Source organism: Azoarcus sp. DD4, assembly GCF_006496635.1.
Taxonomy (GTDB): Bacteria; Pseudomonadota; Gammaproteobacteria; order Burkholderiales; family Rhodocyclaceae; genus Azoarcus.
In genome coordinates, this window is the sequence record NZ_CP022958.1 from 166828 (window position 1) to 187985 (window position 21158).

The following is a 21158-nucleotide window of genomic DNA, read 5'->3' on the forward strand; positions in this document are numbered from 1 at the left end:
GCTGACGAGTAGCCATGACGGGGCCCAACAAGGTCGAGATCGCCCTCAGTGTAGACAAGCGTGAGGGCGAGTCAAACCTGAAGGCGTTTTCGCGCGCCTTCGATCAGCTGCTGCGCTCGCTTGGCAAGGGCGATGGCGACATCAAGGCGTTTCGCCGACTGGCGGCCGATGTCGAAGCAGGCAAGGTGGCGGTTGCGTCGCTGGACGAGCAGACACGCAAGCTGCTGCAGGTTTTCCGGGAAGGCTCGCAGGTTGCGGCCGACCGGGACTTGCTTGGGCTGTCGGCCCACAAGGACATCCAGGAGCAGATCTACCGTACGCGCGAGGCGTACGAGCGCCTTGCGGCTTCGGGCAAGCTGACCAGCGCCGAGTTGGCGCAGGCTGCGCTGAAGACTGAAGAGCGCATCCGCGAGCTGCACAAGGAGACCAATGGCTGGGCGGATTCGCTGGTCAACGCGAAGGCCGCCCTTGCGGGTATGGCGGCCTCTGCGGCTGGGGTGACCGCTGTGGCCGTGGCTGGCATCAAGTTCGAGTCGTCGATGGCCGCCGTGAATAAGGTGGTCGGCGGCACCGACGAGCAGATCGCAGCGCTGTCGAAACGGCTCCGTGAGCTGGCAACGGAAATGCCGGTAGAAGGTGGCGTCAACGGCCTCGCCGCGATTGCGGCGATGGGCGGGCAGCTCGGTGTTCCCATCGAGAAGCTGGAGGCCTTCGTCACGCTTGCCGCGAAAATGGGCGTGGCGTTCAACCTGAGTTCGGAGCAGTCGGCGAAGGCGGTTGCAGAGCTCAGCAACGTCTTCAACCTGCCGCTGGAGCGGGTTGGAGAGTTGGGCGATGCCGTGAATGCGTTGGGCAACACGATGTCTGCCCGGGAAGGCGACATTGTCGATGTTCTCACCCGGATCGGTGGCAGTGCTACGCAGTTCAACCTGACGGCGGAGCAGTCTGCCGCGCTGGCAGCGTCGATGCTGAGCCTGGGCATGAGCAGCGAGGTGGCCGGTACCGGCATCAATGCGATGCTGGCCAAGCTGCAGACGGCCAAGCTGCAGGGGGCGGACTTCCAGGCCGCGCTGGCCGAGATGGGCGTATCCGCCAACAAGCTGGCCAAGGATATCCGCGCGAATCCGCAGGCGGCGCTGCTGGAGTTCTTGCGCACGCTGAAGTCGCTGGATGGCCAGTCGCGCGCGGAGGTCATCACGCGGCTGTTCGGCCTGGAATACCAGGACAAGATTTCGCGCCTGGTCGCGGGGCTTGCGCAGTACGAGGCGGCGCTGGGCCGGATCAGCAGTCGCAGTGCCACCGCTGGTGCGATGGAGAAGGAGTACCAGGCGCAGCTGAAGACCACCGACGCGCAGATTCGGCTGTTGAGGCAAAGCGTTGAGGTGGCCGCGATCAACCTCGGAACGGTCTTCCTTCCGGCGCTGCGTAGTGTCGTCACAATGCTGGGTGACGCCGCCGCGGGTGTCGCAAAGTTCATCGAGACTTTCCCTGAAATCTCCGCTCTGGCTGCAACTTTGGGGACGGTGATGGTCACCGCCGGCTCGCTGCGCTTGGTGCTGCTGGCGCTGACGGTGGCCGGTACGCGTGGGTTCGGTGCCCTGTTCGGCGCGGTGAAGGATCTGAACGTCGGCCTGGGCGACGCCATCAAGAACGTCGGCAAGCTGCAAACGGCCTTCAATCTGGCGGGCGCTGCGATTGTCGGGTGGGAGATCGGCCGCTGGGCGCGCGAAGAGTTTGAAATCGTCGAGTTGGCGGGGGTTGAACTCGCGAACGCACTGACCAAGCTGGCCGAGCGTGCGCAGTTCGCCTGGTTTGCCTACGAGAACAAGTGGTCGCCGAAGACCGTCATCGATGAGTACGACCGTCTGCAGCAGCGGCTGAAGGAGATCGACGACACCTACGCCGAGATGGCTGCGGAGGCAAAAGCCCGCAGGGCTGGGCAGAGTATGTCAGCGCCACCGGCGCCCCCTGCACCGCCCTCGCCTTCGATGGACAAGCCCGCGACCGGCGCCGAGAACCTGGCCGGCTCGCTGGCCAAGGCGCGCGAGGCGGCTGCCGAGCTGGGCGTAGACCTGACGAAGTTTTCGACCTCGGTTTCGCCCGAATTCGAGGTGCTGCAGACGCACCTGGATGCCGTGGTGGCCGCACTGCCGAAGCTGAAGGAATCCGGCGTGCAGACTGGCGCGGCGCTGAAGACTGCGCTGTCGCAGATGATTGCCGGGGCACGCAACCCGGCCGAGCTGCTGGCGCTGACCGAGCGCATTCGCGAATTGGGCGCTGCCGGCGAGCTGTCGAAGCCGCAGTTGGTCTCCCTGTTTGATGATGTGCGTGCGAAGGCCCGGGAGGCGACAGCCGAGACGGCGCAGTTGCGCGGCGAGATTGCCAACCTGCTGGCCGAGGCCGCGAATGTCCGCAATGGCACGGCTGGGGCCGGCGCCAAGGCGACCGAGCGGCGCGAGCGCGGGCTGACCGACGAGGAGCGCGACGCGCTCAATTGGCGTCGTGCGGACAGCGCGGTGAGCGAGGCCCAGCAGTTGGCGACCTTCGCGCAGAACGCGGCAATCGACGGCCGCGCCCAGCAGGCACAGCAGTACGCGGCGCGCGCGGCGCAGCTGATCCAGCAGGCCAGCGCCTACGCCGACAAGCTGAAGGACGACACGGATGCGGCCAACATGTTCGACCGCATCGCCGAGGCGGAGGCGCGCGGACTGGAGGCACAGGCCGCGCTGAAGCAGCGGCAGCTGCAGGACATCGAGGCCGCGTCGGCCGCACAGGCGCAACAGCTTTCGCAGCTCGAAACCCGGTTGCAGCAGCTGCGCGACGCGGTGACCACGGTGAAGGTGGATGCGAGCGTTGACCCGGCGACGGCCGCGATCGAGCAGGTGAAGACGGCACTGGCCGCGCTGCCGGACCTGAAGACGATCACTGTCGAGGTGGTGACCAAGCAGGACATCCAGTGGTCGAGCGACAGCGGCACGAATGTAGCCGAGAGTTTGGCCGATGCACTCCCAGCGCGCGCCTACGGCGGCCGGTTGCCGGGCATTGCCCACGGCGACCGGTCGGACAACGTGCTGTACTGGGGCACGCCCGGCGAGCATGTGATTCAGATCCCCGCGGTGCGCTACTACGGTCGGTCCTTCATCGATGCGATCAACAACATGCGTATCCCCAAGCATGGCTATGGCGGGGCGATTGCGGCGGCCGCAGCCCCGACGCTTGCGGCGGCAACGGGGGCGAGCGACATGGTCGGCGCCAACCTGGTTGTCCCAGGCGTGGGGAGCTACCCGGTCAAGGCCTCGGCTGACGTCTATGGCCAGATGCAGCGCGCCTTTAAGGTCGCCGCGCTCAAGGCCGGGGGGCGCAGGTAATGCGGCGCCAGCCCGACCTGGTCATCAACGGCATCGCGTTCCCGGTACGGGCCGCCGGCCGCATCACCCAGACCTATGCCCCGTTGGGCGGCTTCGCCACCCGGCGCACGGCCTCGGGCCGCTTGATCGCGCAAGAGACCTGGCGGCGCATCTCGACCCAGATCAGCGCGGAAGGTCTGATCCCTGCGGCGCTGGACAGCATCGACTGGAGCGGCGAGTTGACGATCGCCTGTGTGGCCACGCGCGCCCGGCAGTCGGCTACGCCCTCGATCACGCTGCCGGCTGCGCGCCGCACGGACGCTGCGCCCTACGGGTTCGGCCTGGTCGGGCACCAGCTGGTGCCGACGGCCGTGTCGATGGCTGGCGATGTGGCCACCCTGGCTGCGGTCGCCGGCGCCAGCGCTTACACCGTCCTTTACTACCCGCTGCTGGTGATGCGCAGCGCCGGCCCGCAGGAGCAGTACGACGCGGCCGGCGCAGTGGCGGGGTTCAATTTGAGCGCCGAGGAAATCTAAGGAGCTGCTATGGCTGCACCGTATCTCACCAGCTGGAACCCGGCCGCGATCATCGCTGCCAACACTGCTCTGCTCGCGTTGGTCGACGCTGACACCAACCCCGCCTACATGACCGCTCACGACGCTGCCGATGTGCTGCTGGGAACGGTCGTGTTGGGTGACCCCTGCGGTACGGTCAACGGCACCACAGGGCAGCTCGACCTCATCATCGCGGCGCAAGAAGACGCGGCGCCGGCCGGTGGGAATATCGCCTACTGGACGCTGCGGGATGGCGCGGGTGTTGCATATAGATCGATAGAGGCCGTCGAGTCGCCCACTCCGGTACCCGGCAAGATTGCCATGAACACGTTGGCCGTGCTGGAGGGTGGTCCGGTCCAGATCCTCGCTGCGTCGGTGGCGTAAGCATGTCCACGGGCGTGCTGGCAGTCGGGTGCAACGCGGCGAATAGCCTTGACGCGTACGACGCGGCGGATCTCTCCAAGTGCGTCGACGCGGTAACGCTGTTCGCTGGCATCACGGCAGGAATCATCAACGGCGTTGCATTCAGCCCTTCAGGGGCGAAGCTTGCGGCCGCGCTTAGCGGCCTGCCGTTCCTCGCGGTGATCGACACGGTGGCGGCGGCGCCTGTAACCCTCGCCGGCGGCAACCCGGCGAGCTCGGGTAACGGCGTGAGTTTTAGTCCGGATGGCGCGTTGCTGGCGGTCGCAAACAATAGCGTGCCGTCGCTCACTGTGTATGACACAGACGACTGGACCAAAGTCACGTTCACGAGCACTCCCCCTGAAGGGCAGGGGTACTCGTGTGCGTTCAGCCCGGACGGCAGCTTGTTGGCAGTCGGCCATGGCACGAGCCCCTTCCTTTCGGTGTACATCGTCGCGACCGGCGTGCGGGTGGCCCTCGCGGGTGGTAATCCATCGGGGATCGGGTACGGCGTCGCGTTCAGCCCGGACGGCAGCAAGCTGGCTGTTGCCCATGCCACGTCACCGTATCTGACCGTTTACAACACGGCCGATTGGTCCAAGGTGACGATCAGCGGCGGTAATCCGGCGGGGACTGGGCGCGGCGTGGCGTTTAGCCCGGACGGCAGCAGGCTGGCCGTTGCACATGCCACGTCGCCGTATCTGACCGTCTATAACGTGGCCGACTGGTCCAAGGTGACGATCAGCGGGGGGAATCCGGCTGGAAATGGCCGCGGCGTGGCATTCAGCCCGGACGGTACCCGGTTGGCGGTGGTGCATACGACGTCGCCCTATCTGACCGTCTACATCACATCAACGTGGGGTAAAGCCTCGCTGACAGGGGGCAACCCCGCCGGCGAGGGAAACGGCTGCGCATGGCGTGCTGCGGCGCCCTTGCGCGTGGCTGCGCTCGTCCCCCATGTCGTTACGGACGATACCGGCGCGCCAGCGAGCCGGGTGCATCGGCTCTATCGACGGTCCAATGGTGAGTTGCTTGCCAGCAGGACGTCGAGCGCAGGCGGCGAATACAGCGCACCGTTCCTGACCGCGCTGCCGGTGCAGGTGGTGGTGTTGGATGACGATGCGGGTAGTGTCTACAACGACAAAATCCTTGGCAGGGTGATCCCGGGATGAGTTATACGCCGCCCGCCGGCACCGCGGCTGCAGTCAGTTGGGCCGGGGAATCCCCTTATACGCCGCCGCCGGGCACGGCTGCCGCGGTCGCGTTCGGGGATCCGGTACCGGCAGGGACTGCGTTGTTTCCGTCGCCGTTGGGCGCGCTGTCCGGCACTGCGCTGGTCGTGTTCCCACAAGGGCAGGCCCTGATTCCGTCGCCGCTCGGCGTATTGACTGCGACCGCGTTGGCGCCGCCAACTGGCGTGGCGTTGATTGCCTCCCCGCTAGGTGGTGTTGCAGGCGTGGCGTATGTGCTGCCTGCGGCAATCGGTCGTTTTGAGGGGCCGCTCGGATCAATGTCGGGGCTTGCCTGGCATGGCCAGCCGGCCGATCCGGCGCCCGACGTGGGGCAGACAACGCTCAAGTGGCGTGCGCGCGTGACGCTGGGCGGTGTGGATCGGTCCGACCAGCTCGTCGGCCCGGTATCGGTTGAGGGCGCAGAGAACGAAGCGGCGGTCGCGTCGTTCGCGTTTGATCCGGAGGGTTCGGTCGACGTGATCGCGCTGGCCGGGCAGGTAGTCGTGCTCGAGTTCGAGCGCACCAGTGGGCCGGCATACCTGCGCCGGATGTTCACCGGCGTGGTCGAGGAGGCCGAGTTCGACATGCAGACCGGCGTTGTGAGCTGCCTGTGCCACGACCAGTTTCAGGAGATCATGGCCGGCCAGACGCGCGCGTGGATTGACGCGGCGGTGGGCGGGCGCTGGAGCGAGGCGGTGTCGGGCACGCCGGCGGACAATTTCGCCTACCTGCAGGCGCGGCTGGAGTCGGTGCCCAAGTCGATGGCGCTCGACCCGTATGGCGTGCCGACCGTGCTGCCGTGGCGGGGCGGTGACATTGCCAAGGCGGCGACGCTGACGCCGGACGACTGGCTGGACGGTACGCCCCGGCTGACGATGCCGAGCCGCGACAGCCTGCGCACGCGCGTGGTGGTGCGCATGCAGTATCGTTACCAGCGGCTGCGAGCGCGATACATCACGGCCGAGTGGTCGCAGCCGATCGGGTGGTTCATCTGGCGCGAGACGTCCGGCGAGCGGCACAGCCTGCAGTGGCTGAGCGTGGCGATGGTCAAGTCCGCATGCGAGGGCCTTTCGGGCTGGGAAATCATCGGCACGATGGACATCACCAGCCCGGCGCCGGGCGTCTACCTTAACGAGGGCTGGGACGACGGCGGGATCGTGATCACGCCGGACGAGGCGCCCAATCTGGCGCTGGGCTTTACCACCTATCTGGGCACCCGGTGGCAGCAGACGGTGACCGAGGACTACACCGTCACCGTGGTCAATGACTCGCTCGAAACGGCGCTGGGCAAGGAGATTGCCGACGAGATCGGCGCCAACCTGGTGGCGGAATTCGATCAGGCAGCGTGGGAGACGGATGCGAGCGTGGGCCCCGGCCCGGTGCTTGTTGTGTCGGAGCCGAGCACGACGCCGCCGCCGATTGGCGACACGATCGAGGTGTGGCAGCCGGAAGGGTTCGACGAGGCGGCCCGCGACGAGATCATGCGCACGCTGCTCGACCAGGCGTGGGTGCGCCTGGCGACAGCGACCCGCACCGGGCGCATCAGCCTGGACGTGTCGATTCGCCCGGATCTGTGGCTGGACTGGTGGCTCACCATCGAGGCGACCAAGGTGCGCGCAGCCGGCAAGGTGGCCGCCTATAAGCACGTGCTTGACCCCGATGCCGGCGAGGCGACGACATCGCTCGAAGTGGCTCTGGCGCTGCCGGGCAATGTGCATCAGGCCTTGCCGACCTGGTCGCTGCCCGCTACGCCGGCGGACACCAGCCCGGCCGGCACCTACACCTGCACCATCGGTGAGTACGTCGGTGGGCTGGAGACGAGTGTGCCGTTCGATGAGGCCACGATGGTGGGCTTCTCGACCAACCTGGCGGACCTTCTGACCGACGCCGAGAAGGCGAGCCGCGAGTGGTATCCGCTCCAGCTCAGCATTCAGGCGCCGGACCTGGAAGAGACCGCGCGCGATCCGCTGACGCTGACCACCTCGGCGACGATCAACGTTGCCGTGCCGACCGACCTGCTGGAGTTCATCTGATGGCTATCCCCGCATCGCCTTTCGGAGACGCGATGAAGCGTTTCCTGGGCAAGAACCCGGGCTGGAAGGGTATTGCGGATGCAATCCCGGCCGGCCGCCGGCCCGGTGAAACGTCGACCGGCCGCCCTTCGAACACGTCTGCAAGTGGCACCGGCGGCGGTTCGTTCAGGGAATCCGACTACACGCTGCGCGAGTACCACCCCAAGGTAGTCAAGCACACCAGCGATGGGGTGTTTTCGTTCGAGATCGAGCCGATCAAGAAGGTGGTCGGTTTCAACAACCAGGCGCACGAGTACGCAGCGCCGACGGCATGAGCCTGGACAAGAACAGCCCCGACCGGGAGATCCTGGGCAGGCTCGGCATCATCGGGCATCCGTGGCATGGCCTGTGCCGCAACGGGGTGCTGACGCTGCCCAACGGGGCGACGAAGACGTATCCGCAGCCCAGCGGCGGGGCCGCCTGGGTGCTGCGCGTGCCCGGCACGCCGGCGGTGAGCCGCACGGCCGAGCAGCTCGCGGCCGACGAGGCCGCCGGGATGCAGTGGCTTGATCACGGCATCCTCTCTGGCGACGCGGCGCAGATCTACAGCAAGCCGTTGGGCGTGGGACGCTGGATCTATGCGGACTCTGCCGGGGATCGCTGGCTCGTGTCGGCGCCGCTGCATGATGTCGCGCTGACGGCAGTCGAGGGAGCGACGATCTCGGTGCGGTTGAGCCGGTTTGGGGTCGTTGGCGGCGATGCCGAGCATTACGACTACGAGGTGGCCGTGCCCAATCTCGGGCAGGACGGGCCGGCTGTAGCGACCCCCAACGCCGAGAGCCCGGTCTGGCTGTCCAAGTCGGCACTGCGGCTATTTCGGCACTCGGTGTCGGCGACCGGGGCGCGTGCGGCGTACAGGATCGTAGTGCCGGTGGATGCGGCCTATTTGCGTACTCAGTGGGACTGGCGGCCAACCGGCTGGGTGGAGCTGGTGATTTCCGGGCCCGGTGATGCGGCATCCGTGACAATCAATGTGCTGCGCGACCGCGCAGCAACGATAGGCGAGATGGTTGTCGGCGGCGAAATGGTGCCAACATACCTCTATCAGGAGGTCACGACCAGTACGGACTCTAGCGCCGCGGGATCGGCGCCGGCGTGCGGCGGCACGATTACCGTCACGTCTGCAACGACGGTGATCGTCGGCGCTGGCGGCCTGGCCGGTGGAAACGTGTCGCACGTCACGCGCACCACGGCGATCAACCCCTATCCGATGTACAACGGCGAGGTGACGCGGCGCATTGATACCGTCGTCAGCGTGACATATTCCGCGCTCGGCGATCCGCAATACACGACGAGCCGGATGATCATCACGACGCGGCGGGAGGATTCTCACTCGCTCGCCGTTGCCGCCGAGCGGCATGATGTCTATGAATCTGTGTACGACGGCGTTTCGTGCTCGCAGGGTGACATCATCGACAGCACGAATAGGGCGATCGTGGTGACGGCCGACGTGACGGTCACAACGACCCTGGTCATCGAGACGCGGGTCGATGGAGTGCTGATCGACTCGTTCGCACCCGGTCCGCACGTTGCCCATACGGTGTCTACGCACAGCGCGACCGGCACTGCGCAGGTCAATTTGGACGTTGATGTGTCGCGCGACTCGACGACGACATTTGTTGGGCAGACACAAAGCTCAGCCGATGCGCTGGCGTTCGGCGACTGGGAGCATCAGCTGCCTGAGAGCGCTTCATGGACATCCGGCGGCGAGCCGACATGGCGTCTGGAGGCGCTGCGTAATCTGGTGCCACTCGCCGCGCTTCTGAGGGGTAACCCAGGCATCAAATTCCATCTCGCGACAAATGTGATTACGCCGGATGTGATCGGGTACGAGCGACGGAGATATGCCGGCGTGGGGTTTTCGAGTTGGCATCAGGTCGCTGGTCAAGTGCTGACGACCGTGACAGCCTACGCGAGCCGTCATCCGGTGACCGGAGTCGTTGCAGTCGATTCTGTTCCGGTCTGCTGGGTTTGACTTCGGTATTGCGCAATTCCTTTTTACGCTACTCAAGTCGGTTGTGATCTAGTTTTCGTGCTCTAAGCCGCTGAATTTTCGCGGCGCGCTTCACAATACGGTACCGCACGTAACATTCGATACATTTCAGCAATGCTGTTGCAAAGGTCTTCGCCTAGCCTCGGCTCCGCAATGCCAGTGGGGAGATTCCAGGTGCATCGCGCCAGGATCCAGAACAAGAACAGGACCGATCATGAGCGAGTTCATTCTCGAAACAACGGGGCTCACCAAGGAGTTCAAAGGCTTCGTTGCCGTGTCTGGCGTGGACCTCAAGGTCCAGCGCGGTCACATCCATGCCTTGATCGGCCCCAACGGCGCCGGCAAGACCACCGTTTTCAACCTGCTGACCAAGTTCCTGCCGCCGACGGCCGGCAGCATCCGCTTCGAGGGTGAGGACATCACCCGCGAGGCGCCGGCGGTGACCGCGCGCCGCGGGTTGATCCGGTCCTTCCAGATTTCCGCCACCTTCCCCAAGCTCACCGTGCTGGAGAACGTGCGCATCGGCCTGCAGCGCAAGCTCGGCACCGGCTTTCACTTCTGGCGCTCGGAAAAGTCGCTCGACGTGCTGAACGACAGGGCCATGGCGCTGCTGGAGTCGGTGGATCTCGGCCAGTTCGCCGACACCATTACCGCCGAGATGCCCTACGGCCGCAAGCGGGCGCTGGAGATCGCGACGACGCTGGCGCTCGAGCCGACCATGATGCTGCTCGACGAACCCACCCAGGGCATGGGCCACGAGGACATCGAGCGGGTGGTGGCGCTGATCCGCAAGGTGGCCGAGAACCGCACCATCCTGATGGTGGAGCACAACCTGTCGGTGGTCGCCAACCTGTGCGACCGCATCACCGTGTTGACGCGCGGCAGCATCCTCGCCGAAGGCAGCTACGAGGAAGTATCGAAGAATCCCAAGGTGCTCGAAGCCTATGTCGGTTCCGACGACATGGCCGACGCCCACCACTAGGCCGAGGCCACGACCCATGACCAGCGCCTTCGAACCCCATGCCGAAATGCTGCGGATCAGCGATCTGCACGCCTTCTACGGCGAATCCCACATCCTCCACGGCATCGACCTGCAGGTCGCGCGCGGCGAATGCATCACCCTGCTCGGCCGCAACGGCTCCGGCCGCTCGACCACGCTGAAGTCCATCCTCGGCCTGGTCGGCCGCCGCAGCGGCTCCATCATGGTCAATGGCAAGGACGTGATCGCCGAGCCCACTCACCGCATGGCCCGCCACGGCATCGGCTACGTGCCGGAGGAACGCGCCATCTTCGCCTCGCTGTCGGCCGAGGAGAATCTGCTGCTGCCGCCGCAGGTGGCCAGCGGCGGCATGAGCGTGGACGAGATCTACAAGATGTTCCCCAACCTGCTGGAGCGCCGCAACAGCCCGGGTACCAAGCTGTCCGGCGGCGAACAGCAGATGCTGGCGATGGCCCGCGTGCTGCGTACCGGCGCCAAGCTGCTGCTGCTCGACGAGATTACCGAAGGCCTGGCACCGGTCATCGTCAAGAAGCTGGGCGAAGTCATCACCGAACTGAAATCGCGGGGTTTCACCATCGTGCTGGTGGAGCAGAACTTCCGCTTTGCCGCACCGCTCGCCGATCGCCACTACGTGCTCGAGCACGGCGAGATCATCGCCACCATCCCCAAGGAAGAACTTCCCGGCAGGATGGACTGGCTGCACCAGACGCTCGGGGTCTGACCCGGCGCGCCACCACAAGGAACGGAGACGAGACCATGCACACGAAGAAGCTGTTGAGCGCCGCCTGTACTGCGGCCCTGGCCCTGCTGGCGACCGGCGCCCAGGCGCAGATTTCCGGCAACACGGTGAAGATCGGCGTGCTCACCGACATGTCGGGCACCTATTCCGACCTCGCCGGCCCGGGCGCGGTGCTCGCCACGCAGATGGCGATCGAGGACTTCATCGCCAAGGAAAAGCCGGCCTTCAAGGTCGAGATGGTGTCCGCCGACCACCAGAACAAGGCCGACATCGCCTCCAACAAGGCGCGCGAGTGGTTCGAGCGCGAGGGTGTCGATACCGCCACCGAGCTGGTCACCACCTCGACCGCGCTGGCGGTGATGAAGGTGGCCAAGGAGATGAACCGCGTTGCGCTGATGAGCGGTCCGGCCTCCACGCCGATCACCAACGAGCAGTGCAACGACGTCACCGTCCACTACACCTACGATACCTACGCGCTCGCCAACGGCACCGCCAAGGCGGTGACCCAGCAGGGCGGCAAGAACTGGTTCTTCCTCACCGCCGACTACGCCTTCGGCCAGTCGCTGGAGAAGGATTCCTCCGCCGTGGTCGTGGCCAATGGCGGCAAGGTGGTCGGCTCGGTGCGCCACCCCTTCCCTGCCTCGGACTTCTCGTCCTTCCTGCTGCAGGCGCAGGCCTCCAACGCGCAGATCATCGGTCTCGCCAACGCCGGCGCGGACACCACCAACGCGATCAAGCAGGCTGCCGAATTCGGCATCACGCCCAAGCAGCAGCTCGCCGGCCTGCTGATGTTCATCTCCGACGTGCATTCGCTGGGCCTCAAGAACGCCCAGGGCATGTACCTCACCACCGGCTTCTACTGGGATCTCAACGACGAGACCCGCGCCTGGTCCAAGCGCTTCTTCGATAAGCAGCGCCGCATGCCGACCATGGTGCAGGCGGGCCAGTATTCCTCGGTGCTGCACTACCTGAAGGCGGTGAAGGCCGCCGGCAGCGACGAGGCCCCCAAGGTGATGGCGCAGATGAAGAAGACGCCGATCAACGACTTCTTCGCCAAGAACGGCCAGATCCGCGAGGACGGCCGCATGATCCACGACATGTACCTGGTGCAGGTGAAGAAGCCGGACGAATCCAAGTACCCGTGGGATTACTACCACGTGAAGCAGGTGATTCCGGCGGCCGAGGCCTTCCAGCCGCTGGCGCTGTCGCGTTGCCCGCTGGTCAAGAAGTGATCTGATCCACCACGACGCGCGGGGCGGCCGGTGCCGCCCCCGCTCGGGAGCCGCCCATGGAAATCTTCGGAGTGCCGAGTGCGCTGTTCGGCAGCCAGCTGCTGATCGGCCTGATCAACGGCTCGTTTTACGCCATCCTCAGCCTGGGGCTGGCGATCATCTTCGGCTTGCTCAACATCATCAACTTCGCCCATGGGGCGCAGTACATGATGGGCGCGTTCGTCGCCTGGATCGCGCTCACCAAGTTCGGCATCAATTACTGGGTGGCGCTGCTGTTGTCGCCCATCCTCATCGGCGCGCTCGGCGTGGTGCTCGAACGCACGATGCTGCGCAAGCTGTACAAGCTCGACCACCTCTACGGGCTGCTGCTCACCTTCGGCCTGGCGCTGATCTTCGAAGGCGTGTTCCGCGACCAGTACGGCATTTCCGGTCAGGCCTACGAGGTGCCGGACGCGCTCAAGGGCGGCGTCAACCTCGGCTTCATGTTCATGCCGATCTACCGCGGCTGGGTGGTGGTGGCGGCGCTGGCGGTGTGCTTCGGCACCTGGTTCATGATCGAAAAGACCAAGCTCGGCGCCTACCTGCGCGCCGGCACCGAGAACCCGCAGATCGTGCAGGCGCTGGGCATCAACGTGCCGCTGCTGATCACCTTCACCTACGGCTACGGCGTGGCGCTCGCCGCCTTTGCCGGCGTGCTCGCCGCGCCGATCTACCAGGTCAGCCCGCAGATGGGCGCCAACCTCATCATCGTGGTGTTCGCGGTGGTGGTGATCGGCGGCATGGGCTCGATCATGGGCTCCATCGTCACCGGCCTCGGTCTCGGCCTGATCGAGGGCCTGACCCGGGTGTTCTACCCCGAGGCTTCGGCGGTGGTGGTCTTCTTCATCATGGTGATCGTGCTGCTGGTGCGCCCCGCCGGCCTGTTCGGCAAGGCCGCCTGAGGCGTGCGACAAGGAAACCGCTCATGAGCCAGAACAACAATTCGCTCTTCGCCCGCGCCACGCCGCTGCTGTTCGGTGCGCTCTTCGTCATCGGGCTGGTGGCACCCTTCGCGGTCTATCCCACCTTCCTGATGAAGATCCTGTGCTTCGGGCTCTTCGCCTGCGCCTTCAACCTGCTGCTCGGCTTCGCCGGCCTGCTGTCCTTCGGCCACGCCGCCTTCCTCGGCAGCGCCGGCTACGTCTGCGGCATGCTGGTGCGCGACCTCGGCGTCACCCCGGAGGTGGGCATCATCGGCGGCACGCTGGCGGCCGGCGTGCTCGGCTGGGTGTTCGGCGTGCTGGCGATCCGCCGCAGCGGCATCTACTTCGCGATGATCACGCTGGCGCTGTCGCAGATGGTGTTCTTCTTCGCGCTGCAGTGGAAGGCGACCGGCGGCGAGGACGGCCTGCAGGGCGTGCCGCGCGGCCACCTGTTCGGCCTCATCGACCTCAACAACAACATCGCCATGTACTACCTGGTGTTCGCGGTGTTCTGCATCGGCTTCTTCATCATCCACCGCGCCATCCACTCGCCCTTCGGCCAGATCCTCAAGGCCATCCGCGAGAACGAGCCGCGCGCGATCTCGCTCGGCTACGACGTCAGCAAGTACAAGCTGCTCGCCTTCGTGCTGTCGGCCGCGCTTGCCGGGCTGGCTGGTGCCACCAAGACCCTGGTGTTCCAGCTCGCCTCGCTCACCGACGTGCATTGGCACATGTCGGGCGAGGTGGTGCTGATGACCCTGCTCGGCGGCCTCGGCACCATCCTCGGTCCGCTGGTCGGCGCCGGGGTGATCGTCAGCTTGCAGAGCGAGCTGGCCGACAAGGTCGGCTCCTGGGTGACGGTGATCATGGGGCTGATCTTCGTGCTGTGCGTGCTGCTGTTCCGCCGCGGCATCGTGGGCGAGATCCAGGCGCTGATCCGGCGCGCCGGCATCAACTGACAACAAGGAGAGGGTGAGGGGAGGCGGCGGGCGTTCAGCCTGCCGCAGCGCCGTCCGCCGCGGGTCTTGCCGCGCGCGGGCGGCGTTCCATTTTCACCACCCGCGCGCGCAGCTGGCCGCAGCCGCCTTCGACGTCCTGCCCGGCCGACTGGCGCAGCTTGGCGAGCACGCCGTTGCGGTGCAGATAAGCCGCCCGTTCCGCCGCCACCTCCCGGCTGGGCCGGCGGAACTCGAGTTCGGGCACGCTGTTGTAGGGGATCAGGTTCATGAGCGCGTACTTGCCGCGCAACAGCCGGACGATGCCGTCCATCTCCTCCATGCTGTCGTTCACGCCTTCGATCAGCGTCCATTGGTACTGGATCGGGTAGCCGGTGGCGCGCGCGTAACGCTCGCCCAACTCCACCAGTTCTTCCGGCGCGATCTGCGGCGCGCGCGGCAGCAAGCGGGTTCGCAGTTCGGCGTTGGTGGTGTGCAGCGACAGCGCCAGCGCCGGCTTCACCTGCTGTTGCGGCAGGCGCTCGAACACCCGGTAGTCGCCGACGGTGGAAAACACCAGGTTCTTGTGGCCGATGCCGCCGGCGGTGCCGAGCAGATCGATCGCTTCGAGCACGTTGTCGAGGTTGTGGGCCGGCTCGCCCATGCCCATGAACACCACCTTCTTCACCGGCCGCAGCCCGCGCGCCAGCACCACCTGGGCAACGATCTCGGCGCTGCCCAACTGGCGCAGCAGGCCTTCGCGTCCGGTCATGCAGAACACGCAGCCGACCGCGCAGCCGAGCTGGGTCGAGACGCACAGGCCGTCGCGCAGCAGCAGCACGCTCTCCACCGTCTGGCCGTCGGCAAGCTCCACCAGCAGGCGCGCGGAACCGTCCTCGCCCGGATGCTGCGAACGCAGCTTCGCCAGGCCTTCCAGCTCGGCGGTGAGGGCGGGCAGCTCCTCGCGCAGCGCGAGCGGCAGGAAGTCCTTGGCGGCCTGGCGGCGGTTATCGACGGAGGTGCGTTGCACCCAGGCACGCAGCACCCGCTGCTCGTGGGCAGGCTTGGCGCCGAGTGCGCGCAGGCGTTGGGAGATGTGTTCGATGCGCATGAGGGGGTGGATGGTAGCGCGGAACGGGGCGAAGGCGGAGGGGGTGGGTCCGGGGCTGGAGGCGGGCTGTGCGCGGCGCGTATCGGCAGTGGATTCGCCGATGACTTGGGCATACGCTTTCGGGCTGAATATCGAGGCTGCCAAGCGCAGCAAATCCGGGGACGAGGCCATGAATCTGGTCGAAGAAATCCGCCAGGCCTGGGGCTGGATAGGGATCCGGCCCGCCGAGGTCGTGGGCGAGAACAATTTCGGCAACCTGATCGTCAAGGACGAGGACGGCTGCTACTGGCGGATCTGCCCGGAGGACCTGACCTGTGAAGTCATCGCCACCGATCGTGCCGAGCTGGATGCGCTGGCCAACGATCAGGACTTCCTGCGCGACTGGTACATGGCGCCGCTGGTCGAGTGGGCTGAGGAAACGCTCGGGCCGCTGACCGAGGGGCGCAAGTACTGCCTGAAGATCCCGAGCGTGCTTGGCGGGGTTTTCGCGCCCGACAACCTTGCCACCATCTCGCAGTCCGAGCTCGTGCGCGCGTCGGGCGATCTGGCGCGGCAGATCCAGGATCTGCCGGACGGCGCACGCATTCAGCTGCGGCTGAAGGGCGACGAAGGCGGCCGCGACTGACTTTCCCTGCAAGGAGGCATCGACATGCGCGTGCGCGGCTTTCGCAATTACTGACTTTGAGGAGGCCGACATTCCCATTCGAGCTCTGGCCCTATCCGCCATCCGCGCCTACCAGCGCTACCTTTCGCCGCACAAGGGCTTCTGCTGCGCCTACCGTGCGCACACCGGCCGGCGTAGCTGTTCCGCGCTGGGCTACCGTGCCGTCCGGCGCCACGGCGTGCTTAAAGGCCTGGCCATCCTGCGCCGCCGACTGTACCTCTGCGGCGTCGCGCACAGGCGCTATTCGACGCCGCACCGCAGACCCTTACGCCAGCAGCGCGGCGACTGCGATCCCGGATGCGACATCCCCTGCGACTGCAATTGCGATTGGCCGGGCGACAAGTCCTGCGGCAAGCGGCTCGGCGACGTGAGCTGCTGCGATTGCGGCAGTTGTGACTGGCCCAAGCGTAAAAAGAAGGACAGGCAGCAGGAGAAGGACGTCCATCTGCCACCCAAGGCCGCGGGCAAGCAGGCGCGGGCCGGTTGAAGAGCGGGGAATGTGGGGGCGTCAGCGGGTCGTGCTGAAAGCGCCCTCCAGGTAATCCACCAGCGCCTTCACCCGCGCCGGCTGGTAACGCCGGCTCGGATACACCGCGTACAGCGGCACCGCTTCGTAGTCAGCGTCCGGGAAGAGGTCGACCAGGCGGCCGGCGTCGAGGTCGGCGTGGATGTCCAGCCGCGACTTGTAGGCGATGCCCACGCCCTGCAGCGCCCATTGGTGCACCAGTGCGCCGTCGGCGGCGGCGCGGTCACCGCGCACTTCCAGTTCGTAGTGACGGCCGTTGTGCGCAAATCGCCAGCGGTCGTAGAGGCCGCTGCTCAGATAGAAGCAGATGCAGTTGTGGGCGGCGAGCGCTTCGGGCGTGACTGGCCGGCCGGCGCGGGCGAGGTAGGCGGGCGCGGCGCAGATGACGCGGTGGTTGTCGCACAGCTTGCGCGCCACCAGGCTGGAATCGCGCATCAGGCCATAGCGCAGCACCAGGTCCAGCGGGTTGCGGTAGAGGTCGTGCATGCCGTCGGACAGGTGCATGACCAGGCGGATCTGCGGGTGCTGGCGGCGAAAGCCTTCGAGCAGGCCGTCGAGCGTGCCGCGGCCGAGGTCGGACGGTGCACCGAGGTGGATTTCGCCGGACAGCTCCTCGCGGCCGTGCCGCAGCGTGGCCAGCCCGCCGTCTAGCAGTTCCAGCGCCTGGATGCAGCAGCCGAGGAAGTCCTCGCCAGCCTGGGTGAGGCGCAGCGAGCGGGTCGAACGCTCGAAGAGGCGGTTGTCGAGCTGACGTTCCAGCCGCTTGACGGCGGCGCTGGCAGCGGCCGGACTGAGACCGAGCCTGCGCGCGGCTTCGCTGATGCCGCCGGCTTCGGCAATGCGGACGAAGAGGCGGAGGTCGTCGAGGTGGGGCATGGCAGGTAATTTTCAAGAATGGATTGAAAGTAAATCAAGAGTGCGGACGATTATCAATCCGTTGTGCGGGTCGTAAAGTGGCTGCCATCCCGATCAACACCGCGCCCGCGAGGCGGGCGAGTCCAAGGAGTGCGCATCATGAAGGCAATTGCTTACCACGAACCCGGCCCCATCGAACGGGGCGACGCCCTGGTGGAGCTCGAACTGCCGCGGCCGGTGCCGCAGGGCCGCGACCTGCTGGTGGAAGTGCAGGCGGTCTCGGTGAATCCGGTCGATACCAAGGTGCGCCGCAATGCCGCGCCGGCCGCCGGCGAGGCGCGCGTGCTCGGCTTCGACGCGGTGGGCGTGGTGCGCGAGGTGGGCGCGGCGGTAAGCCTGTTCAAGCCCGGCGACGAAGTCTGGTACGCCGGTGCCATCGATCGCCCCGGCAGCAACAGCGAATTCCAGCTGGTGGATGAACGCATCGTCGGCCACAGGCCGCGTTCGCTGTCGGCGGCCGATGCTGCCGCACTGCCGCTGACCGGCATCACCGCCTGGGAGCTGCTGTTCGACCGCCTGCAGGTGCCGCGCAAGGGCAGCGGTGCCGGGCCGGCGACGCTGCTGGTCGTGGGTGCGGCCGGCGGCGTGGGCTCGGTGCTGCTGCAGCTGGCCCGCCAGCTCACCGACCTCGTGGTGATCGGCACCGCGTCGCGGCCGCAAACCATCGGCTGGGCTGTCGACATGGGGGCGCATCACACCGTGGATCATCGCCAGCCGCTGCAGCCGCAACTCGAAGCGCTGGGGGTGCCGCCGGTGCGCTACGTCGCCAGCCTGACCCAGACCGACCGCCACTTTGCCCAGCTCGCCGAGCTGATGGCACCGCAGGGCCGCTTCGCGCTGATCGACGATCCGGAGCCGATCGACGTGCGCCTCCTGAAGCGCAAGAGCATCAGCCTGCACTGGGAACTGATGTTCACCCGCTCGCTGTTCCAGACCGCCGACATGGCGGCGCAGCACGCGCTGCTCGACGAGCTGGCGCAACTGGTCGATGCCGGCGTGGTCCGCACAACGGCGCGCGAACACTACGGTCGCATCACCGCCGCCAACCTCATGCGCGCCCATGCGCTGCAGGAAAGCGGCGCCGCCATCGGCAAGACGGTGCTGGAAGGCTTCTGATCCGCCTGCGGTGGATCCTGCGGCAGGCTAAGATCGCTGCCGTGAGATCCACCGGAGGAAGACCCGAATGCCATACGTGAACATCCAGATCACCAAGGGCGCCAGCCGCGCGCAGAAGGCGCAGCTGGTGCGCGAAGTCACCGATTCGCTGGTGCGCGTGCTGGGCAAGAAGCCGGAGCACACCCATGTGGTGATCCAGGAGATCGACGAGGAAAGCTGGGGCTACGCTGGCCTGCTGACCGACGACTGGAAGCGCCAGCAGGGCGAGTGAGCCGGCAGCGCTGAAGCACACGATGCACCTGCCGCCCTTCCAGTCGCTCGTCGCCTTCGAGGCCGCCGCCCGCTGCGGCAGCTTCCTTGCGGCGGCGGACGAGCTGCACCTGACACCCTCGGCGGTGAGCCACCGCATCAAGGCCATCGAGGCCTGGCTCGGTGTATCGCTGTTCGAGCGCCAGCAGCGCCAGGTGGTGCTCACCGCCGCCGGGCGCGACTATCTGGCCGAGATCCAGCCGGCGCTCGCCCGCATCGAGGCGGCCAGCGTCGCGCTGCAGCGGCCGGGCAGCCGGGTGCTGCGGCTGTCGGTGGCGCCGGCCATCGGCGCCAAGTGGTTCGTCGGCCAGCTGGCGGCTTATCGCGAGGCCGATCCGGGGGTCGATTTCGTGCTGTCCACCGCATCCACCATGGCACCGGTGGCCGCCGGCAAGGCGGATGTCGGCCTGTGCTACGGCGAACCGCCGTGGCCCGGGCTGGAGGCCTACGAACTGCGCCGCGAGACGGTGTTCCCGGTGTGCAGCCCGGCGCTGGCGGCGCGCCTGGGTTCGCCGCCGACGGTCGCCGCGCTGGCCGGCCTGCCGCTGCTGCGCCATCCCTTGCTGCAATGGCAGCCGTGGTTTGCCGCAGCTGGGCTGGCGCGCCCCGAGCCGGGCGAAGGTCCGCTATTCGAAGACGCGATGATGATGCTCGAAGCGGCCGCCGCCGGCGTGGGCGTCGCGCTGACGGTGGATCTGCTGGCCCGCCCCTATCTGGCGGAGGGGACGCTGCTGCGTCCCTTCCCCCAGCACGTTGCCGGCAAGGCCTTCTACGCGGTGTTACGGCCGGATGCCTACGCCCAGCCGTGGATACGCCGCTTCGTGCGCTGGCTGCAGGCGCGCGCGCGGCGCGAAGACGCAGGCTGAGTTCCGCGCGCGGTGCGTCCAGGTGAACAGTTTTCACCCGATCCCCGCCGTATTCGTTTGTCGCCGCCCTGCCCGCCCGGCAATCTGGGCTTACCCACCCCGCTCGATCGCGCCGCGGCCGTGCAGCCAAGCCTGCGCGGCAACCGAAGCCCACCGCCGCTTCTCCCGCACCGACCGAACATGCCGGCAACACCGGTGTGCCCGCCCCGCCGCAGCCGCGGCGCGGCCTTCTCCCCACGCATATCAGGAGCACACCATGAGCATGGAAAACCGCGACGGCTGGATCTGGATGGACGGGCAGTGGCTGCCCTGGCGCGAGGCGAAAGTGCACGCGATGACCCACACCCTGCACTACGGCCTGGGCTGCTTCGAGGGCATCCGCGCCTATCCCACACCCACCGGACCGGCTATCTTCCGGCTGGGCGAGCACGTCGAGCGGCTGTTCGAGTCGGCCCACATCCTCGGCCTGGCAATGCCGTTCGAGCGCGCCGACATCCACGAGGCCTGCCGCGAGGCGGTGCGGCGCAACGGGCTGGACAGCGGCTACATCCGCCCGCTGGTTTTCCTCGGCGCCGAGAAGGCGGGCGTCGATCCGCTCGGCGCTGCCACCCATGTGATGGTCGCAGCCTGGCCCTGGGGCGCCTACCTCGGCGACGGTGCGCTGGAGCGCGGCATCCGCGTCAAGGTGGCGAGCTTCGCACGCCATCATGTGAACGTGCAGATGTGCCGGGCGAAGTCGGTGTCCACCTACACCAATTCCATCCTCGCCTGCCGCGAGGCGCGCGCCGAAGGCTATGACGAAGCACTGTTGCTCGACACCGATGGCTTCGTCGCCGAAGGGCCGGGCGAGAACGTCTTCATGGTCAAGCGCGGCGTGATCTACGAACCCGAGGTCACCTCGGCGCTGGACGGCATCACCCGCCGCACGCTGCAGGTGCTGGCCGATGAGGCCGGCTACGAGATCCGCGCCCGCCGCATCACCCGTGACGAGCTCTACATCGCCGACGAGGTGTTCTTCACCGGCACCGCGGCCGAGATCACCCCGGTGGTGGAAGTCGACCGCCGCCGCGTCGGCAGCGGCCAGCCGGGACCGGTGACGCGCGCACTGCAGCAGCGCTTCTTCGCCTGCGTGCGGGGGCAGGACGCGGCGCATGCCGACTGGCTGACGCCGGTGTAGGCCGGG

20 protein-coding genes and 1 pseudogene are annotated in these 21158 nt (G+C 66.9%); 19 read left to right on the plus strand and 2 right to left on the minus strand.

The window, feature by feature from the left end; genetic code table 11:
• Positions 1-14 precede the first annotated feature (14 nt).
• From CJ010_RS00865 to CJ010_RS00920, 12 genes are all read left to right on the plus strand, one after another.
• Entirely contained in the window at positions 15-3368 is a 3354-nt protein-coding gene (locus CJ010_RS00865) for a phage tail tape measure protein (protein WP_141016283.1), read from the plus strand.
• Positions 3368-3883 carry a hypothetical protein gene (locus CJ010_RS00870; RefSeq protein WP_141016284.1) on the plus strand — a complete coding sequence of 172 codons (516 nt, stop codon included), beginning with the start codon at positions 3368-3370 and terminating at the stop codon, positions 3881-3883. The genes CJ010_RS00865 and CJ010_RS00870 overlap by 1 nt, the downstream gene beginning before the upstream one ends.
• Before the next feature lie 9 nt (positions 3884-3892).
• Positions 3893-4285 carry a hypothetical protein gene (locus tag CJ010_RS00875; RefSeq protein ID WP_141016285.1) on the plus strand — a complete coding sequence of 131 codons (393 nt, stop codon included), beginning with the start codon at positions 3893-3895 and terminating at the stop codon, positions 4283-4285.
• Positions 4286-4287: 2 nt separating this feature from the next.
• Entirely contained in the window at positions 4288-5475 is a 1188-nt protein-coding gene (locus CJ010_RS00880; RefSeq protein WP_141016286.1) for a WD40 repeat domain-containing protein, read from the plus strand.
• A complete protein-coding gene (locus CJ010_RS00885; RefSeq protein WP_141016287.1) occupies positions 5472-7568 on the plus strand; it encodes a hypothetical protein in 2097 nt (698 codons plus the stop codon). The genes CJ010_RS00880 and CJ010_RS00885 overlap by 4 nt, the downstream gene beginning before the upstream one ends.
• Positions 7569-7600: 32 nt before the next feature.
• The gene (locus CJ010_RS00890) at positions 7601-7882 is read left to right on the plus strand and encodes a hypothetical protein (protein ID WP_141016288.1); all 282 of its coding nucleotides are present in this window, start codon (positions 7601-7603) and stop codon (positions 7880-7882) included.
• Positions 7879-9582 carry a hypothetical protein gene (locus CJ010_RS00895; protein ID WP_141016289.1) on the plus strand — a complete coding sequence of 568 codons (1704 nt, stop codon included), beginning with the start codon at positions 7879-7881 and terminating at the stop codon, positions 9580-9582. The genes CJ010_RS00890 and CJ010_RS00895 overlap by 4 nt, the downstream gene beginning before the upstream one ends.
• Before the next feature lie 232 nt (positions 9583-9814).
• The gene (locus tag CJ010_RS00900) at positions 9815-10582 is read left to right on the plus strand and encodes an ABC transporter ATP-binding protein (RefSeq protein ID WP_141016290.1); all 768 of its coding nucleotides are present in this window, start codon (positions 9815-9817) and stop codon (positions 10580-10582) included.
• Between the two features lie 16 nt (positions 10583-10598).
• On the plus strand, positions 10599-11321 hold the full coding sequence (locus CJ010_RS00905; RefSeq protein ID WP_141016291.1) for an ABC transporter ATP-binding protein: 723 nt from the start codon (positions 10599-10601) through the stop codon (positions 11319-11321).
• Positions 11322-11356: 35 nt separating this feature from the next.
• Positions 11357-12571 carry an ABC transporter substrate-binding protein gene (locus CJ010_RS00910; RefSeq protein WP_141016292.1) on the plus strand — a complete coding sequence of 405 codons (1215 nt, stop codon included), beginning with the start codon at positions 11357-11359 and terminating at the stop codon, positions 12569-12571.
• 56 nt (positions 12572-12627) lie between these two features.
• Positions 12628-13512: a branched-chain amino acid ABC transporter permease gene (locus tag CJ010_RS00915; protein ID WP_141016293.1), complete on the plus strand. Its 885-nt coding sequence runs from the start codon at positions 12628-12630 to the stop codon at positions 13510-13512.
• Positions 13513-13535: 23 nt separating this feature from the next.
• Positions 13536-14492: a branched-chain amino acid ABC transporter permease gene (locus CJ010_RS00920; RefSeq protein WP_141016294.1), complete on the plus strand. Its 957-nt coding sequence runs from the start codon at positions 13536-13538 to the stop codon at positions 14490-14492.
• Positions 14493-14526: 34 nt separating this feature from the next.
• On the opposite strand, the gene CJ010_RS00925 is transcribed toward CJ010_RS00920, so the two are convergent.
• Positions 14527-15579, minus strand: a complete 1053-nt coding sequence (locus tag CJ010_RS00925) for an RNA methyltransferase (protein ID WP_141016295.1) — start codon at positions 15577-15579, stop codon at positions 14527-14529.
• A 100-nt stretch (positions 15580-15679) separates the two neighbouring features.
• On the opposite strand from CJ010_RS00925, the gene CJ010_RS00930 reads away from it, so the two are divergent.
• From CJ010_RS00930 to CJ010_RS25320, 3 genes and pseudogenes are all read left to right on the plus strand, one after another.
• Positions 15680-16204, plus strand: a complete 525-nt coding sequence (locus CJ010_RS00930; protein ID WP_205754866.1) for a T6SS immunity protein Tdi1 domain-containing protein — start codon at positions 15680-15682, stop codon at positions 16202-16204.
• 100 nt (positions 16205-16304) lie between these two features.
• Positions 16305-16421: pseudogene (gene yidD, locus CJ010_RS25670) on the plus strand (membrane protein insertion efficiency factor YidD); the annotation flags it as partial.
• On the plus strand, positions 16422-16730 hold the full coding sequence (locus tag CJ010_RS25320; protein WP_240794469.1) for a hypothetical protein: 309 nt from the start codon (positions 16422-16424) through the stop codon (positions 16728-16730). It abuts the pseudogene before it with no gap.
• A 21-nt stretch (positions 16731-16751) separates the two neighbouring features.
• On the opposite strand, the gene CJ010_RS00940 is transcribed toward CJ010_RS25320, so the two are convergent.
• Positions 16752-17645 (minus strand): LysR family transcriptional regulator, encoded by an 894-nt coding sequence (locus tag CJ010_RS00940; protein ID WP_141016297.1) that lies wholly within the window; start codon positions 17643-17645, stop codon positions 16752-16754.
• Positions 17646-17783: 138 nt separating this feature from the next.
• Here CJ010_RS00940 and CJ010_RS00945 point away from each other — a divergent pair, with 138 nt between their 5' ends.
• The 4 genes from CJ010_RS00945 to CJ010_RS00960 all read left to right on the plus strand — a co-directional run bounded on the left by CJ010_RS00945 (position 17784) and on the right by CJ010_RS00960 (position 21152).
• Entirely contained in the window at positions 17784-18800 is a 1017-nt protein-coding gene (locus tag CJ010_RS00945; protein WP_141016298.1) for a zinc-binding alcohol dehydrogenase family protein, read from the plus strand.
• Between the two features lie 67 nt (positions 18801-18867).
• Positions 18868-19071, plus strand: coding sequence for a 4-oxalocrotonate tautomerase family protein (locus CJ010_RS00950; protein ID WP_141016299.1), 204 nt, complete (start codon positions 18868-18870; stop codon positions 19069-19071).
• Positions 19072-19093: 22 nt separating this feature from the next.
• Entirely contained in the window at positions 19094-19975 is an 882-nt protein-coding gene (locus CJ010_RS00955) for a LysR substrate-binding domain-containing protein (protein WP_141016300.1), read from the plus strand.
• A gap of 256 nt (positions 19976-20231) precedes the next feature.
• Positions 20232-21152: a branched-chain amino acid transaminase gene (locus CJ010_RS00960; protein WP_141016301.1), complete on the plus strand. Its 921-nt coding sequence runs from the start codon at positions 20232-20234 to the stop codon at positions 21150-21152.
• Positions 21153-21158: the final 6 nt, after the last annotated feature.

What these genes read in the sequence shown, in the direction of transcription:
- CJ010_RS00865 (WP_141016283.1), top strand. Translation starts at nt 15, where the DNA reads ATGACGGGGCCCAACAAGGTCGAGATCGCCCTCAGTGTAGACAAGCGT.
- CJ010_RS00870 (WP_141016284.1), top strand. Translation starts at nt 3,368, where the DNA reads ATGCGGCGCCAGCCCGACCTGGTCATCAACGGCATCGCGTTCCCGGTA.
- CJ010_RS00875 (WP_141016285.1), top strand. Translation starts at nt 3,893, where the DNA reads ATGGCTGCACCGTATCTCACCAGCTGGAACCCGGCCGCGATCATCGCT.
- CJ010_RS00880 (WP_141016286.1), top strand. Translation starts at nt 4,288, where the DNA reads ATGTCCACGGGCGTGCTGGCAGTCGGGTGCAACGCGGCGAATAGCCTT.
- CJ010_RS00885 (WP_141016287.1), top strand. Translation starts at nt 5,472, where the DNA reads ATGAGTTATACGCCGCCCGCCGGCACCGCGGCTGCAGTCAGTTGGGCC.
- CJ010_RS00890 (WP_141016288.1), top strand. Translation starts at nt 7,601, where the DNA reads ATGAAGCGTTTCCTGGGCAAGAACCCGGGCTGGAAGGGTATTGCGGAT.
- CJ010_RS00895 (WP_141016289.1), top strand. Translation starts at nt 7,879, where the DNA reads ATGAGCCTGGACAAGAACAGCCCCGACCGGGAGATCCTGGGCAGGCTC.
- CJ010_RS00900 (WP_141016290.1), top strand. Translation starts at nt 9,815, where the DNA reads ATGAGCGAGTTCATTCTCGAAACAACGGGGCTCACCAAGGAGTTCAAA.
- CJ010_RS00905 (WP_141016291.1), top strand. Translation starts at nt 10,599, where the DNA reads ATGACCAGCGCCTTCGAACCCCATGCCGAAATGCTGCGGATCAGCGAT.
- CJ010_RS00910 (WP_141016292.1), top strand. Translation starts at nt 11,357, where the DNA reads ATGCACACGAAGAAGCTGTTGAGCGCCGCCTGTACTGCGGCCCTGGCC.
- CJ010_RS00915 (WP_141016293.1), top strand. Translation starts at nt 12,628, where the DNA reads ATGGAAATCTTCGGAGTGCCGAGTGCGCTGTTCGGCAGCCAGCTGCTG.
- CJ010_RS00920 (WP_141016294.1), top strand. Translation starts at nt 13,536, where the DNA reads ATGAGCCAGAACAACAATTCGCTCTTCGCCCGCGCCACGCCGCTGCTG.
- CJ010_RS00925 (WP_141016295.1), bottom strand. Translation starts at nt 15,579, where the DNA reads ATGCGCATCGAACACATCTCCCAACGCCTGCGCGCACTCGGCGCCAAG.
- CJ010_RS00930 (WP_205754866.1), top strand. Translation starts at nt 15,680, where the DNA reads ATGACTTGGGCATACGCTTTCGGGCTGAATATCGAGGCTGCCAAGCGC.
- CJ010_RS00940 (WP_141016297.1), bottom strand. Translation starts at nt 17,645, where the DNA reads ATGCCCCACCTCGACGACCTCCGCCTCTTCGTCCGCATTGCCGAAGCC.
- CJ010_RS00945 (WP_141016298.1), top strand. Translation starts at nt 17,784, where the DNA reads ATGAAGGCAATTGCTTACCACGAACCCGGCCCCATCGAACGGGGCGAC.
- CJ010_RS00950 (WP_141016299.1), top strand. Translation starts at nt 18,868, where the DNA reads ATGCCATACGTGAACATCCAGATCACCAAGGGCGCCAGCCGCGCGCAG.
- CJ010_RS00955 (WP_141016300.1), top strand. Translation starts at nt 19,094, where the DNA reads ATGCACCTGCCGCCCTTCCAGTCGCTCGTCGCCTTCGAGGCCGCCGCC.
- CJ010_RS00960 (WP_141016301.1), top strand. Translation starts at nt 20,232, where the DNA reads ATGAGCATGGAAAACCGCGACGGCTGGATCTGGATGGACGGGCAGTGG.